Raw genomic sequence first — 15,466 nt, 5'->3', positions numbered from 1 at the left:
GGGACGTGATGACTCAACCATTACCGGGAGCACAAGCAGTGAACGTTGAGAACGAACTGGATATTCGCGGGCTGTTTCGCGCCTTATGGGCAGGAAAAGGCTGGATAGTCGGCATCGCCGTGCTATTCGCGCTGATCGTTCTTATTTATTCCTTTTTTGCTCGCCAGGAGTGGAGCGCGACGGCAATTACCGACCGGCCGACCGTCAATATGCTGGGTGGATACTATTCGCAACAGCAGTTCTTACGTAACCTGGATATCAAAGCCGATCTGGCTTCGGTAGACCAACCTTCCGCCATGGATGAGGCATACAAAGAGTTTATTATGCAACAGGCGTCATGGGATACCCGCCGTGACTTCTGGCTGCAGACCGACTACTACAAGCAGCGTCAGTCAGGCAACGCGCGCGCGGATGCCGCGATGCTTGACGATCTGATCAACGATATTCAGTTTATCCCGGGCGACCCGCTGAAAAGCGTCAATGACAGCATCAAGCTGACGGCGGAGACCGCGCCAGATGCCAATAATCTGCTGCGTCAGTACGTCGCTTTCGCCAGTCAGCGTGCCGCCGGTCATCTTAATGATGAGCTGAAGGGCGCCTGGGCGGCGCGTACCGTACAGATGAAAGCGCAGGTGAAGCGTCAGGAAGAGGTGGCGAGCGAGATCTACAACCGCCGCGTGCAGAGCGTCGAGCAGGCGTTGAAAATCGCCCAGCAGCATAACATTTCACGCAGCGAGACCGATGTTCCGGCGGAGCAGCTGCCGGCCTCCGAACTCTTCTTACTGGGCCGGCCGATGCTGCAGGCGCGCCTCGAAAATCTGCAGGCCGTAGGGCCGGAATACGATCTCGACTATGACCAGAACCGCGCCATGCTGAACACGCTAAACGTTGGCCCGACGCTGGATCCACGTTTTCAGACTTACAGATATTTGCGTACGCCGGAAGAACCTGTAAAACGCGATAGCCCGCGGCGCGTATTTCTGATGATCATGTGGGGGATTGTGGGCGCGCTCATCGGCGCAGGCGTGGCGTTAGCACGTCGTCGTGTCCAGTGAATGGGGCCTGTGATGAAGGCTCCGCGCCATCATCACCTAATCGAAGAGAATCGATGTGAAAGTACTAACTGTATTTGGCACGAGACCAGAAGCCATCAAGATGGCGCCGCTGGTCCATGCGCTGGCAAAGGATCCTCATTTTGAGGCAAAGGTTTGCGTAACCGCGCAGCATCGGGAGATGCTCGATCAGGTGTTGAAACTGTTTTCGATTACGCCGGACTACGATCTGAACATTATGCAGCCGGGGCAGGGATTAACCGAGATTACCTGCCGTATTCTGCAAGGTTTAAAGCCGGTACTGGAGTCGTTTAAGCCGGACGTGGTGCTGGTACATGGCGATACCACGACGACGATGGCGGCCAGTCTGGCGGCGTTTTATCAGCGTATCCCGGTGGGCCACGTAGAAGCGGGCCTGCGTACCGGCGATCTGAACTCGCCGTGGCCGGAAGAGGGCAACCGCACGCTGACCGGGCGCCTGGCGATGTACCATTTTGCCCCGACCGCCACCTCGCGCGATAACCTGCTGCGGGAAAATATTGACGCAGAACGTATTACCGTCACCGGTAATACGGTGATCGATGCGCTGTTTTGGGTTCGCGATCGTGTCCTTGGCGATGAGGCGCTGCGCAATGAACTGATGCAGCGCTACCCGTTCCTCGAAGCGGATAAGAAATTAATTCTGGTGACCGGCCACCGTCGCGAGAGCTTTGGTCTCGGCTTCGAGCACATTTGCCATGCGCTGGCGGATATCGCCAGCCATCATCCTGATGTGCAGATTGTTTACCCGGTTCACCTGAACCCGAATGTCAGTGAACCGGTTAATCGTATTCTCGGCCATGTCGCCAACGTGAAATTAATTGAACCGCAGGATTACCTGCCGTTCGTCTGGCTGATGAATCGCGCGTGGCTGATTCTGACCGATTCCGGCGGGATTCAGGAAGAGGCGCCGTCGCTGGGTAAACCGGTACTGGTGATGCGCGAAATGACGGAACGTCCGGAGGCGGTCGCCGCCGGCACCGTGCGGCTGGTCGGCACTGACAGACAGCGTATCGTTGATGAAGTCACCCGGCTGCTGCAGGATGATGCCGCCTGGCAGGCGATGAGCCGGGCCCATAATCCTTACGGCGATGGACAGGCATGCGATCGTATTTTATCCGCCCTTAAAAATAATCAGGTAACGCTATGAGTTTTTCTACCATTTCAGTGATTGGCCTTGGATACATTGGTCTGCCAACCGCTGCCGCATTTGCGTCCCGGCAACGGCGGGTGGTTGGCGTGGACATCAATCAACACGCCGTAGAGACCATTAACCGTGGTGAGATTCATATCGTCGAGCCGGATTTAGCGAGCGTCGTAAAAACGGCGGTTGAACAGGGATATTTAAGCGCCACCACCGTGCCGGTGGAGTCTGACGCCTACCTGATTGCCGTCCCGACGCCGTTTAAAGGCGGACATGAGCCAGATATGGCCTTTGTCGAATCCGCCGCTAAATCTATTGCGCCGACCCTGAAGAAAGGGGCATTGGTGATCCTGGAATCCACTTCGCCGGTCGGTTCGACCGAACAGATGGCCGAGTGGCTGGCGGCGATGCGCCCCGATCTCAGCTTCCCACAGCAGGTGGGCGAGGCGGCTGACGTTAATATCGCCTACTGTCCAGAGCGCGTGCTGCCGGGGCAGGTGATGGTTGAACTCATCAAAAACGACCGCGTAATTGGCGGTATGTCGCCGGTCTGTTCGGCGCGCGCCAGTGAGCTATATAAAATTTTCCTTGAAGGCGAATGCGTAGTGACTAACTCGCGCACTGCGGAAATGTGCAAGCTGACGGAAAACAGCTTCCGCGACGTCAACATCGCCTTTGCTAACGAACTATCGCTGATTTGCGCCGATCAGGGGATCAACGTCTGGGAACTGATCCGCCTGGCGAACCGCCATCCGCGCGTCAATATTCTGCAGCCGGGTCCGGGCGTCGGCGGCCACTGTATCGCCGTCGATCCGTGGTTTATCGTGGCGCAAAACCCGCAGCAGGCGCGTCTGATTCGCACCGCGCGCGAGGTAAACGACCACAAGCCGGAATGGGTTATCGAACGGGTGAAAGCACAGGTTGCCGAGTGCCTGAATGCCAGCAATAAACGCGCCAGCGAACTGACTATTGCCTGCTTCGGCCTGGCCTTTAAGCCTAACATTGATGATCTACGTGAAAGCCCGGCGATGGAAATTGCCGCGCAGATCGCCCGCTGGCACAGCGGCGCGACGCAGGTGGTTGAGCCCAACATTCACGCGCTGCCGAAGAAACTTGATGGCCTGTGTACGCTGGCGACACTTGATGACGCGCTGGCGAGCGCCGATGTGCTGGTGATGCTGGTCGATCACAACGAGTTTAAAGCCGTTAGCGGCGATAGCGTTGCTCAGGCCTATATCATCGACACCAAAGGAGTGTGGCGGTGAGAACGATTCTGGTCACCGGCGGCGCGGGCTTTATTGGCTCCGCGGTAGTGCGTGAAATCATCCAGCACACCGCCGATCGCGTCGTGGTCGTGGATAAGCTGACCTACGCCGGCAATTTGATGTCGCTGGCGCCGGTGGCGCAGGATGCGCGTTTTGCCTTTGAACAGGTGGATATCTGTAACCGGGCTGAGCTGGATCGCGTCTTTCGCCAGCATCAACCCGATACGGTGATGCATCTGGCGGCGGAAAGCCATGTCGATCGTTCCATCGATGGCCCGGCGGCGTTCATCGAAACCAATATCGTCGGTACCTATACGCTGCTGGAAGCCGCGCGCAGCTGGTGGAATACGCTGACGGCGGAGCAAAAATCGGCGTTTCGCTTCCATCATATCTCGACGGACGAAGTGTATGGCGATCTGCACGGCAGCGATGATTTCTTTACCGAGACCACGCCTTATGCGCCAAGCAGCCCCTATTCGGCCTCGAAAGCCAGTAGCGACCATCTGGTACGCGCCTGGCAGCGTACCTATGGCCTGCCGACGCTTATCACTAATTGCTCGAATAACTACGGCCCGTATCACTTCCCGGAGAAGCTGATCCCGTTGATTATTCTCAACGCGTTGGCGGGAAAACCGCTACCGGTTTACGGTAACGGCCAACAAATTCGCGACTGGCTGTATGTCGAAGACCACGCCAGAGCGCTGTATCTGGTGGCGACCCGCGGCGAACCGGGCGAAACTTACAATATCGGCGGCCATAACGAACGCAAAAACATCGAGGTGGTGGAAACCATTTGCGAATTGCTCGAAGAGCTGGCGCCGCAAAAGCCGCAGGGCGTGGCGCACTATCGCGATTTGATAACCTTCGTTGCTGACCGGCCGGGCCACGATCTGCGTTATGCGATTGATGCGGCGAAGATTGCACGCGAGCTGGGCTGGACGCCGGATGAGACCTTTACTTCCGGCATGCGCAAGACCGTCCAGTGGTATCTGGCAAATGAGGCATGGTGGCGGCAGGTTCAGGACGGTAGCTATCAGGGCGAGCGTCTTGGGCTGCACGGCTAACTGGCCCAGGAGGGCATGATGAAAGGTATTATTCTGGCAGGCGGTTCCGGTACGCGCCTGCATCCCATCACGCGCGGCGTGTCGAAACAGCTGCTGCCGATTTACGACAAGCCGATGATTTACTACCCGCTGTCGGTGTTAATGCTGGCCGGGATCCGTGAAATCCTTATCATCACCACGCCGGAAGATCAGCGCGATTTCCAACGCCTGCTCGGCGATGGCTCCGAGTTCGGTATCCAATTGCATTATGCCGTTCAGCCGACTCCTGATGGTTTAGCCCAGGCATTTATTATCGGGGAAGCGTTTCTCAACGGCGAACCGGCGTGCCTGGTGTTGGGCGATAATATCTTCTTTGGCCAGAGCTTTAGCCCTAAGCTGCGTAGCGTCGCAACCCGCACCGAAGGGGCGACGGTATTTGGCTATCAGGTGATGGATCCTGAGCGCTTCGGCGTAGTGGAGTTTGATGACAACTTCCGCGCCTTGTCGCTGGAGGAAAAGCCGAAACAACCCAAGTCGAACTGGGCGGTCACCGGGCTTTATTTCTACGATGGAAAAGTGGCCGAATACGCCAAACGGGTCAAACCATCCGAGCGCGGCGAGCTGGAAATTACCTCCATCAACCAGATGTATCTTGAGGATGGCGCGTTAACCGTCGAGCTGCTTGGGCGCGGCTTTGCGTGGCTGGATACCGGCACGCACGATAGCCTGATTGAAGCCAGCATGTTTGTGCAGACGGTAGAGAAGCGGCAGGGCTTTAAAATCGCCTGTCTGGAAGAAATAGCCTGGCGTAACGGCTGGCTTGATGATGACGGCGTCAAACGCGCCGCGAAGCGGCTGGAAAAAACCGGCTATGGCCAATACTTGCTGGATCTCCTCCGTGCCCGCCCGCGCCAATATTGAAGCGCTGGAGTGGGAAAACCGCTTCTTCGCCGTTAATAGCGGTATCGTTCGCTTTGACGAACGCGCGCCGCTGCTCACCGCTGAAGCCCTGGCAGGATGGTCGCGAGTGCAGGCGAAAGTCGCCGCCAGCGACACCGCCCGGCTGGATGCGCTACAGGAGATCGGTTTTCAACTGGTGGAAGGCGAGGTCGATCTGGCGTTGCCGGTAGGCGAGCCGGCTGATGCTGGCGCCGAATGGGCCGTTGAAGGCGATATTGCGCGACTGCGCGAACTGGCGGCGCAGGCCTTTGCCATGAGCCGTTTTCGCGCTCCCTGGTACGCCGCTGACGCCAGCGGCCGTTTCTACGCGCAATGGATTGAAAACGCGGTACTGGGAACCTTTGATCACCAGTGTCTGTTATTTCGCGCGTCCGATGGCGACATCCGCGCATTTGTTTCTTTGCGTCAGCTCAATGACACCGACGCGCGTATCGGCCTGTTGGCCGGGCGCGGCGCTGGCGCCGAGCTTATGCAGGCGGCGCGCCACTGGGCGGCGCAACGCGGGCTTTCTACACTGCGGGTGGCGACCCAAATGGGCAACACCGCCGCGCTTAAACGTTATATTCTCAGCGGTGCGAATGTGGAAAGCACCGCGTACTGGTTATACAGGTGACACGATGATTCCATTTAACGCACCGCCGGTGGTGGGAACCGAGCTCGATTACATGCAATCGGCGATGAACAGCGGCAAGCTTTGCGGCGACGGCGGTTTTACCCGTCGCTGCCAGCAGTGGTTTGAACAGCGCTTCGGCACCGCGAAGGCGCTGCTGACGCCATCCTGCACCGCGTCTCTGGAAATGGCGGCGCTGCTGCTGGATATTCAGCCGGGCGATGAAGTCATCATGCCCAGCTATACCTTCGTTTCCACCGCCAACGCCTTTGTGCTGCGCGGGGCGAAAATCGTCTTCGTCGATATCCGTCGCGATACGATGAATATTGATGAGTCGTTGATAGAAGCGGCGATCACCGATAAAACCCGGGCGATCGTGCCGGTGCATTATGCGGGCGTGGCCTGTGAGATGGACACCATCATGGCGCTCGCCGCCAAATATAACCTGTACGTGGTGGAAGACGCCGCGCAGGGCGTGATGTCCACCTATAAGGGCCGCGCGCTGGGCACTATCGGCCATATTGGTTGCTTTAGTTTCCATGAGACGAAAAACTACACCGCTGGTGGTGAAGGTGGCGCAACGCTTATCAACGATCCTAAATTGGTGGAACGCGCGGAGATCATTCGCGAAAAAGGCACTAACCGTAGCCAGTTCTTCCGCGGTCTGGTGGATAAGTACACCTGGCGCGATATCGGTTCCAGCTATTTGATGTCCGATCTGCAGGCCGCCTATCTCTGGGCGCAGCTGGAAGCCGCTGAGCGGATTAACCAGCAGCGCCTGATGCTGTGGCAAAATTATTATGACGCGCTGCTGCCGCTGGCGCGCGCGGGCCGTATCGATCTGCCGGCGGTGCCGGCGGATTGCGGGCAAAACGCGCATATGTTCTACATTAAGCTGCGGGATAACGATGACCGGGCGGCGCTGATTAACTGGCTGAAAGAAGCAGAAATTCTGGCGGTGTTCCATTACATTCCACTACATAGCTGCCCGGCTGGCGAACAGTTCGGCGAGTTCTGTGGCGAAGATCGTTATACCACCCAGGAGAGCGAACGCCTGCTGCGTTTACCGCTGTTCTACAACCTGTCTGCGGTAAACCAACGGACGGTGATTAACTCGCTGCTGAGCTACTTCTCCTGATATGTCGTTGGCAAAAGCGTCACTGTGGACCGCGGCGTCCACGTTAGTCAAAATAGGCGCCGGTCTGCTGGTGGTAAAGCTGCTGGCGGTCTCATTCGGCCCGGCGGGCGTAGGCCAGGCCGGTAACTTCCGGCAACTGGTCACCGTCCTTGGCGTACTGGCTGGCGCCGGGATTTTTAATGGCGTCACTAAGCTGGTTGCCCAACATCACGACGATCCGCTACGCCTGAAGCAGGTGGTCGGGACGTCGTCATCAATGGTGCTCGGTTTTTCCACCCTGCTGGCGCTGGTCTTTTTGCTGGCGGCGGCGCCGATAAGCCAGGCGCTGTTCGGCCATTCGCACTATCAGAATCTGGTACGTCTGGTGGCGCTGGTGCAGATGGGGATCGCGTGGGCCAACTATCTGCTGGCGCTGATGAAAGGGTTTCGCGATGCGGCGGGTAACGCTTTTTCGCTGATTGCCGGTAGCCTGATTGGCGTGGCGGCCTATTACGCCTGTTACTACTTCGGTGGTTATCAGGGGGCGCTGTTAGGGCTGGCGTTAGTCCCCGCGCTGGTGGTGGTTCCGGCCGCCATTATGCTATGGCGACGTGGCGCGATCCCGCTGAGCGCGCTACGTCCGCGTTGGGATAACGGCCTTGCAGGGCAGCTATCGAAATTTACCCTGATGGCGCTGATTACCTCGGTGACGCTGCCGGTGGCCTATGTGATGATGCGTAATCTGCTGGCGGCGCATTACGGCTGGGAGGCGGTCGGCATCTGGCAGGGGGTGAGCAGTATCTCGGATGCCTACCTGCAGTTTATTACCGCTTCCTTTAGCGTATATCTGCTGCCGACGTTGTCGCGGCTGAGCGCCAAAACGGACATCACGCGTGAAATAGTGAAGTCGTTGAAATTCGTCCTGCCGGCGGTGGCGGCGGCGAGCCTGACGGTCTGGCTGCTGCGCGATTTTGCCATCTGGTTACTGTTTTCCGCGCGCTTCACCGCGATGCGCGACCTGTTCGCCTGGCAGTTAGTGGGCGATGTTTTAAAAGTTGGCGCTTACGTTTACGGCTATCTGGTGATCGCCAAAGCGTCATTGCGTTTTTATATTCTGACGGAAATCAGCCAGTTCACGCTGCTGACCGCATTTTCACACTGGCTTATTCCGGCGCACGGCGCACTTGGCGCGGCGCAGGCGTATATGGCCACTTATATTGTTTATTTCGCCCTTTGTAGTGGCGTGTTTTTACTCTGGCGTAAACGGGCATGACAGCACTGATACACGTACTGGGATCGGATATCCCGCACCACAACCAGACCGTATTGCGGTTCTTTAACGACGAACTGGCCGCCGACGCGCGGGCCAGGACGTTTATGGTCGTGGGTGATGCGACAGGTATGCGCGAGGCGTATCCGGCGCTGGAAATTACCTGCTACCCGGGAAAAAAATCGCTGGCGCAGGCGGCGATCGCCAAAGCGAAAGCCGATCGCCAGCAGCGCTTTTTTTTCCACGGTCAGTTTAATACCGGTCTGTGGCTGGCGCTGTTGAGCGGCGGGATCCGCCCGTCGCAGTTTAACTGGCATATCTGGGGCGCGGATCTGTATGAAAACTCAGCCAGCCTGAAATTCCGTCTGTTTTATCCTCTGCGCCGCATGGCGCAAGGGCGGGTAGGACGCGTTTTCGCCACCCGCGGCGATCTCAGCTGGTTTGCGAACCGCCATCCGCGAGTGCCGGGCGAACTGCTGTATTTCCCGACCCGCATGGATCCATCGCTAAATTCTCTTGCCGATACCGCCCCGCGCGGTGACACCCTGACCATTCTGGTCGGAAATTCCGGCGATCGTAGTAATGAGCATATTGCAGCGTTAAAGGCGATTTATCAGCAATTTGGCGATACGGTGAATGTCATCGTACCGATGGGCTATCCGGCCAACAATGAAGCCTACATTGATGAAGTTCGTCAGGCGGGAGCGGCGCTGTTTAGTCGCGAGCATCTGCAGATCCTCAGCGAGAAGCTTGAGTTTGATGATTATCTGGCGCTGCTGCGCCGCTGCGATCTGGGTTATTTCCTGTTTGCGCGCCAGCAGGGTATCGGCACGCTGTGCCTGCTGGTTCAGGCGGGTATTCCCTGCGTGCTCAATCGCGAAAATCCGTTCTGGCAGGATATGACCGAACAACAGATCCCGGTGCTGTTTACCAGCGATACTCTGAATGTCGACGTGGTGCGTGAAGCACAGCGCCAGTTAGCGAGCGTTGATAAAACGCAAATCGCTTTCTTCCGCCCGAACTATCTGGCGGGCTGGCAGCGGGCGTTACAGCTGGCAGCGGAGGATCGGGTATGACGTTAATGCAATTTAGCGGGCTATTGGTGGTCTGGCTGCTGTCGACGCTGTTTATCGCCACCGCCACCTGGTTTGAGTTCCGCCGCGTGCGCTTTAACTTCAACGTCTTTTTCTCGTTGTTGTTCCTGCTCACCTTTTTCTTCGGCTTCCCGTTAACCAGTATCCTGGTGTTCCGCTTTGACGTCAGCGTGGCGCCGCCGGAGATTTTGCTGCAGACGCTGCTGGTTGCGGTGTGCTTCTACGCCATCTACTACGTGACCTACAAAACGCGACTGCGTCCGGCATCGCGTGATGTTCCACGTCGCCCGCTGTTCACCATGAACCGGGTTGAAACCCATCTGGCCTGGGGGATTTTGATGGGGCTGGCGCTGCTGTGCGTCGGTATCTTCTTCGCCCACAACGGTTTTCTGCTATTTAAGCTCAATTCATACAGCCAGATATTCTCTGCGGAAGTGTCCGGCGTGGCGTTGAAGCGCTTCTTCTACTTCTTTATTCCGGCGATGCTGGTGATCTATTTCCTGCGTCAGGATTACAAGGCGTGGATTTTCTTCCTGGTGAGCACCGTCGCCTTTGGCCTGCTGACCTACGCGATCGTCGGCGGCACCCGCGCCAATATCATTATCGCTTTCGCTATCTTCCTGTTTATCGGCATTATTCGCGGCTGGATCAGCCTGTGGATGCTGGCGGCGGCGGGCGTGCTGGGTATTGTCGGCATGTTCTGGTTGGCGTTGAAGCGCTACGGGATGAACGTTAGCGGCGATGAAGCGTTTTATACTTTCCTCTATCTCACGCGTGATACCTTCTCGCCGTGGGAGAACCTGGCGCTGCTGCTGCAGAACTACGACAAGATTGAGTTCCAGGGGCTGGCGCCGATGATCCGCGACTTCTACGTCTTTATCCCCAGCTGGATGTGGCACGGTCGCCCGACAATGGTGCTGAATACCGCCAATTACTTCACGTGGGAAGTATTAAACAACCATTCGGGGCTGGCGATATCGCCGACGCTGATTGGTTCGCTGGTGGTGATGGGCGGCGTATGGTTCGTACCGCTGGGCGCCGTCGCGGTAGGGCTTATCATTAAATGGTTTGACTGGTTGTACGAACTTGGCAATCGGGAGAGCAATCGCTACAAAGCGGCTATCCTGCACAGTTTCTGTTTCGGCGCTATCTTCAACATGATAGTGCTGGCACGCGAAGGGTTGGATTCGTTCGGCTCCCGCGTGGTGTTTTTCCTCGTGATCTTTGGTATCTGCTTGTTAGCGGCGAAATTGCTGTACTGGCTCCTGGACAGCGCAGGATTGATTCATAAGCGGGTGAAGCCGCTTTCGCAACCGCAGGTATGATAAGGATGAACATGACTGATAACACTTCCGCGCCGCAGTATGCGCTGCGAGGGCTGCAGCTTATTGGCTGGCGCGACATGCAGCATGCGCTCAACTATCTCTTCGCCGACGGCGAACTGCGTCAGGGAACGCTGGTCGCGATCAACGCCGAAAAAATGCTGGCGGTAGAAGATATCCCGGAAGTGCGTGCGCTGATTGAGGCCGCCGAGTTTAAATATGCCGACGGCATCAGCGTCGTGCGATCATTACGCAAAAAATATCCGCAGGCTGAGGTGTCGCGCGTTGCCGGCGCCGATCTGTGGGAAGCCTTAATGGAGCGCGCCGGGGCGCAGGGAACGCCGGTGTTTCTGATTGGCGGCAAGCCCGAGGTGCTGGCGGAGACGCAAGCGAAGCTACGTGAGCGCTGGAAGGTGAATATCGTCGGCAGCCAGGACGGCTATTTTTCCGCCGATCAGCGCCAGCAGTTGTTTGAACGGGTACGCGACAGCGGGGCGAAAATTGTCACCGTCGCGATGGGATCGCCGCGCCAGGAAATTCTGATGCGCGACTGTCGACTGGTGTATCCCGCCGCGTTGTATATGGGCGTTGGCGGCACTTATGACGTCTTTACCGGCCACGTTCACCGGGCGCCAAAATTCTGGCAGAACCTGGGGCTGGAGTGGTTCTATCGCCTGCTCCTGCAGCCGAGCCGCATCAAAAGACAGTTCCGTCTACTGCGCTATTTACGTTGGCATTATTCCGGCAAGCTCTGATATTCCACTGCAACCAGACGAGATTGCATACATATTCTGTGTAATCTCTTCACTCGCCTGATACTTTATTTGCCATTTCCGTAAAATTAATTAACCATTCGCATGCTTCAAACGCGTGGGGGAGACCTGCGCGTCGGCAAGGCTATGGTTTCAATGAATAACAATAACCGGGAGTACCCGGAGTACAGCAAACACAAGAGGCTTTATGACTGAGAAAAAAGCGGAACTCCAGCGTGGACTGGAGGCCCGGCATATTGAGCTAATCGCGCTAGGCGGGACGATTGGCGTAGGGTTATTCATGGGTGCGGCAAGTACGCTGAAGTGGGCCGGTCCATCCGTCCTGCTGGCGTATATTATCGCCGGTTTATTTGTCTTCTTTATCATGCGTTCGATGGGCGAGATGTTGTTCCTCGAACCAGTAACCGGCTCATTCGCCGTTTACGCACATCGCTACATGAGCCCGTTCTTCGGCTATCTCACGGCCTGGTCATACTGGTTTATGTGGATGGCGGTGGGGATATCTGAGATCACCGCCATCGGGGTATACGTGCAGTTCTGGTTCCCGGAGATGGCGCAGTGGATCCCGGCGCTAATTGCCGTCGGACTGGTGGCGTTGGCTAACCTGGCGGCAGTGCGTCTGTACGGCGAGATCGAGTTCTGGTTTGCGATGATTAAAGTCACCACCATTATCGTGATGATTGTCATCGGCCTGGGGGTCATCTTCTTTGGTTTCGGCAACGGCGGACAGTCGATCGGTTTTGGCAACCTTACCGAGCACGGCGGCTTCTTCGCCGGCGGCTGGAAAGGCTTCCTGACGGCGCTGTGTATTGTCGTCGCCTCTTATCAGGGCGTTGAACTTATCGGTATCACTGCCGGGGAAGCGAAAAACCCGCAGGTCACGTTGCGTAGCGCGGTAGGCAAGGTGCTGTGGCGTATCCTGATTTTCTACGTGGGGGCGATTTTCGTTATCGTGACTATCTTCCCGTGGAACCAGATTGGCTCGACCGGTAGCCCATTCGTTCTCACCTTCGCCAAAATCGGCATTACCGCGGCGGCGGGGATTATCAACTTCGTGGTGCTGACCGCCGCGCTGTCGGGCTGTAACAGCGGGATGTATAGCTGTGGACGCATGTTATATGCGCTGGCGCGTAATCGTCAGCTACCGGCGGCAATGGCCAAAGTGTCGCGTCAGGGCGTACCGGTAGCGGGCGTTGCGCTGTCGATCGTGATTCTGCTAATCGGTTCGTGCCTGAACTACATTATTCCTAACCCGCAGCGCGTGTTTGTCTATGTCTATAGCGCCAGCGTGTTGCCGGGGATGGTGCCGTGGTTTGTGATCCTGATAAGCCAGCTGCGTTTCCGCCGCGAGCATCAGCAGGCGATGGCCAGCCATCCGTTCCGTTCGCTGTTGTTCCCGTGGGCGAACTATTTGACGATGGCATTCCTCGTTTGTGTGCTGATCGGCATGGGAATCAACGATGAAACCCGGATGTCGCTCTTTGTCGGGATTATTTTCCTTGCCGCGGTGACCCTTATTTATAAGGTTTTCGGCCTCGGCAAGCGGGGAAATCTCGATAAAACGGCGGAATAAGCGCCAAAGCGCACAAACTGTGAGCAAATAGAAATTTTATTTAAAAAGGCACTAGACAGGGGTGGGGGAAGTCCGTATTATCCACCCCCGCAACGGCGCTAAGCGCCCGTAGCTCAGCTGGATAGAGCGCTGCCCTCCGGAGGCAGAGGTCTCAGGTTCGAATCCTGTCGGGCGCACCATTTACCCGGTGCTGGAGCTGCGGTGGTTTTAATACCGCGTAAAAGAATTGTTGTGGTGGCTATAGCTCAGTTGGTAGAGCCCTGGATTGTGATTCCAGTTGTCGTGGGTTCGAATCCCATTAGCCACCCCATTATTTGATAGAGTTGTGAATTGCGAAGGTGGCGGAATTGGTAGACGCGCTAGCTTCAGGTGTTAGTGTTCTTACGGACGTGGGGGTTCAAGTCCCCCCCCTCGCACCACGACTTTAAAGAATTGAACTAAAAATTCAAAAAGCAGTATTTCGGCGAGTAGCGCAGCTTGGTAGCGCAACTGGTTTGGGACCAGTGGGTCGGAGGTTCGAATCCTCTCTCGCCGACCAATTTTGAACCCCGCTTCGGCGGGGTTTTTTGTTTTCCGGTTTTCTCCAGTCGTCTTTTATCCCGCTGATCTTCCTCGTAAAAAATAGGTTCCACGTCTGCGAATTATTGTCCGGAATTGTCCCAAATGATTGCTGCGATAGATGCAATCTCGCTGGATCCTGTGCGATAATAACCGGGTAGATGCTCATTCCATCTCTTATGTTCGCCTTTGTGCCTCATAAACTCAGGAATGATGCAGAGCCGTACTTACGGTGCTTATCGTCCACTGATAGATGTCGCATTTCATATGTCTCATCAAACACCATGGACATAACGTTGAGTGAAGCACCCAATTTGTTGTCAAACAGACCTGTTTTAACGCCTGCCCTGATTTCAGCGCAGGCGTTTTTTTCTTTCAGGGGTAGGCTATCTTTTCGCGAGAGAAGGGCGCTATCGCCCCGAACGAGGCGATAGCGTTATCGTGAATTACTGCTGAGGGTTATTGTGTAGCGTCAACAGCAGGCCGTCACGGCGCATGGTCGCCGCTTCTTCCGGCTGGTGCAGGCGGTCCAGCGCATCGGCAAGCCACGCGTAATCAAAGGCATCCGGGCGCTGCTTAAGTGCGGCGCGGAAAGCGATACTGGCCTCCTGCCATTCACCGTGACGCATCAGCGACTGGCCCAGGGTGCTCCACAGCAGCGGACGGTCGCCGACGGCTTTGATCTGCTGGCGCAGCACTTTCTCCAGTTGTTCAGGATTATTGGTCTTCAGCCGCGGAATTGGCATAACCAGGCGGTCGTCGTACTGTTTCTTCAGACCATCGATAATAATCTGCTGTGCGGTGTCGTGATCGTCGCTCTCGATCAGGCGTTCGGCCATCGCCACCTGCAGCGGTATCAGGGCGCGCGTTTTACGGCTCTGGTTGCGCCACCACTCGCGTAGCCCTTCGCTACCGCCGTCGGCCAGCGCTTTGTCCATCAGGCCAATCCACGCCAGCTGTTCCAGCGCGGCGCGGTGCTCTTCATCCCCCACGTTGGCTTTCGCCATGGATGGAATGATGTCCAGCAGCGAATTCCACGCGCCGGTACGGGTATAAGCCTGCTCGGCAAGACGCAGCACCTCCGGATGACGCGGGGTCACTTCCAGTAGCTTATCGATGCCGTGACGGGCGGCGTGGTTTTCATTACGCGCCAGCTGTAGGCGCACGCGGGTGATTTCAACCGGGATCAGGTCATCGCCAGCCAGTTCGGCGGCGCGCTCAAGATGCTGATTGGCGCGAGCTTCATCACCGCGCTGTTGGGCCGCTTCCGCCGCTAACAGATAGTTCACTACCGGTTGTTCGGCGTGATCGGCATTTTTCGCCATCAGCTTTTCAACCTGTTGGTAATCGCCTTCCGCCAGTTTCAGCAGCGCTTGCTCGGTTTGCTTACGCGCGCGGCGGCGCTTACGGCCGACGAACCAGCCGCGCGTGTGCGCGCCGGTACGGAAAATGCGGCGCAACAGCCATTCAATGGCGAACAGCACCACCATTGCGAGGATCAGGATGATCACAAGGCCCGTCACGCTGGTTTCGATATTGTAGTTATCGGTCTGGATTAGAACGTAGCCCTGGTGGCCCGCGATCATCGGGCCGACGACGATCCCGGCGATCAGCAGTGCGAAAAGCAGGAGAATTTTCAGCATCGG

General features: G+C 56.8%; 13 protein-coding genes and 4 tRNA genes. 16 read left to right on the top strand and 1 reads right to left on the bottom strand.

Annotation, left to right across the window (positions count from 1 at the left end):
• Positions 1-8 precede the first annotated feature (8 nt).
• From wzzE to ABLV78_RS24980, 16 genes are all read left to right on the top strand, one after another.
• A complete protein-coding gene (gene wzzE, locus ABLV78_RS25055) occupies positions 9-1,055 on the top strand; it encodes an ECA polysaccharide chain length modulation protein (RefSeq protein WP_047045682.1) in 1,047 nt (348 codons plus the stop codon).
• A 55-nt stretch (positions 1,056-1,110) separates the two neighbouring features.
• The gene (gene wecB / locus ABLV78_RS25050; protein WP_072048022.1) at positions 1,111-2,241 is read left to right on the top strand and encodes a non-hydrolyzing UDP-N-acetylglucosamine 2-epimerase; all 1,131 of its coding nucleotides are present in this window, start codon (positions 1,111-1,113) and stop codon (positions 2,239-2,241) included.
• Complete coding sequence (gene wecC / locus ABLV78_RS25045) at positions 2,238-3,500, top strand: UDP-N-acetyl-D-mannosamine dehydrogenase (protein ID WP_045395557.1); 1,263 nt, start codon at positions 2,238-2,240, stop codon at positions 3,498-3,500. The genes wecB and wecC overlap by 4 nt, the downstream gene beginning before the upstream one ends.
• Positions 3,497-4,564: a dTDP-glucose 4,6-dehydratase gene (gene rffG / locus ABLV78_RS25040; protein WP_047045685.1), complete on the top strand. Its 1,068-nt coding sequence runs from the start codon at positions 3,497-3,499 to the stop codon at positions 4,562-4,564. Before wecC ends, rffG begins: the two co-directional genes overlap by 4 nt.
• Before the next feature lie 18 nt (positions 4,565-4,582).
• Complete coding sequence (rfbA, locus tag ABLV78_RS25035; protein ID WP_015368880.1) at positions 4,583-5,464, top strand: glucose-1-phosphate thymidylyltransferase RfbA; 882 nt, start codon at positions 4,583-4,585, stop codon at positions 5,462-5,464.
• On the top strand, positions 5,442-6,116 hold the full coding sequence (gene rffC, locus ABLV78_RS25030; RefSeq protein ID WP_047045688.1) for a dTDP-4-amino-4,6-dideoxy-D-galactose acyltransferase: 675 nt from the start codon (positions 5,442-5,444) through the stop codon (positions 6,114-6,116). Before rfbA ends, rffC begins: the two co-directional genes overlap by 23 nt.
• Before the next feature lie 4 nt (positions 6,117-6,120).
• Positions 6,121-7,251, top strand: a complete 1,131-nt coding sequence (gene rffA, locus ABLV78_RS25025) for a dTDP-4-amino-4,6-dideoxygalactose transaminase (RefSeq protein ID WP_045395563.1) — start codon at positions 6,121-6,123, stop codon at positions 7,249-7,251.
• Position 7,252: 1 nt separating this feature from the next.
• Entirely contained in the window at positions 7,253-8,503 is a 1,251-nt protein-coding gene (gene wzxE / locus ABLV78_RS25020; protein ID WP_045378694.1) for a lipid III flippase WzxE, read from the top strand.
• Complete coding sequence (locus ABLV78_RS25015; RefSeq protein ID WP_047045691.1) at positions 8,500-9,576, top strand: TDP-N-acetylfucosamine:lipid II N-acetylfucosaminyltransferase; 1,077 nt, start codon at positions 8,500-8,502, stop codon at positions 9,574-9,576. The genes wzxE and ABLV78_RS25015 overlap by 4 nt, the downstream gene beginning before the upstream one ends.
• Positions 9,573-10,919 (top strand): ECA oligosaccharide polymerase, encoded by a 1,347-nt coding sequence (gene wzyE / locus ABLV78_RS25010; protein ID WP_015368875.1) that lies wholly within the window; start codon positions 9,573-9,575, stop codon positions 10,917-10,919. Before ABLV78_RS25015 ends, wzyE begins: the two co-directional genes overlap by 4 nt.
• Positions 10,920-10,930: 11 nt before the next feature.
• Entirely contained in the window at positions 10,931-11,671 is a 741-nt protein-coding gene (gene wecG, locus ABLV78_RS25005; protein ID WP_045395568.1) for a lipopolysaccharide N-acetylmannosaminouronosyltransferase, read from the top strand.
• A gap of 205 nt (positions 11,672-11,876) precedes the next feature.
• A complete protein-coding gene (gene thrP, locus ABLV78_RS25000) occupies positions 11,877-13,262 on the top strand; it encodes a bifunctional threonine/serine APC transporter ThrP (RefSeq protein WP_045395570.1) in 1,386 nt (461 codons plus the stop codon).
• A 102-nt stretch (positions 13,263-13,364) separates the two neighbouring features.
• Positions 13,365-13,441: transfer RNA gene (locus ABLV78_RS24995), tRNA-Arg, on the top strand.
• 55 nt (positions 13,442-13,496) lie between these two features.
• Positions 13,497-13,572, top strand: a tRNA-His gene (locus tag ABLV78_RS24990).
• A 22-nt stretch (positions 13,573-13,594) separates the two neighbouring features.
• A tRNA-Leu gene (locus tag ABLV78_RS24985) sits at positions 13,595-13,681 on the top strand.
• 42 nt (positions 13,682-13,723) lie between these two features.
• Positions 13,724-13,800, top strand: a tRNA-Pro gene (locus ABLV78_RS24980).
• A 466-nt stretch (positions 13,801-14,266) separates the two neighbouring features.
• Here ABLV78_RS24980 and hemY read toward each other — a convergent pair.
• Positions 14,267-15,463 (bottom strand): protoheme IX biogenesis protein HemY, encoded by a 1,197-nt coding sequence (gene hemY / locus ABLV78_RS24975; protein ID WP_042894676.1) that lies wholly within the window; start codon positions 15,461-15,463, stop codon positions 14,267-14,269.
• Between the last annotated feature and the right edge of the window lie 3 nt (positions 15,464-15,466).

It is taken from the genome of Klebsiella sp. CN_Kp075 (genome assembly GCF_040065055.2).
Taxonomy (GTDB): domain Bacteria; phylum Pseudomonadota; class Gammaproteobacteria; order Enterobacterales; family Enterobacteriaceae; genus Klebsiella; species Klebsiella aerogenes.
Note: the sequence above shows the minus strand (reverse complement) of the source record. Positions and strands in the feature narration are given on the sequence as shown.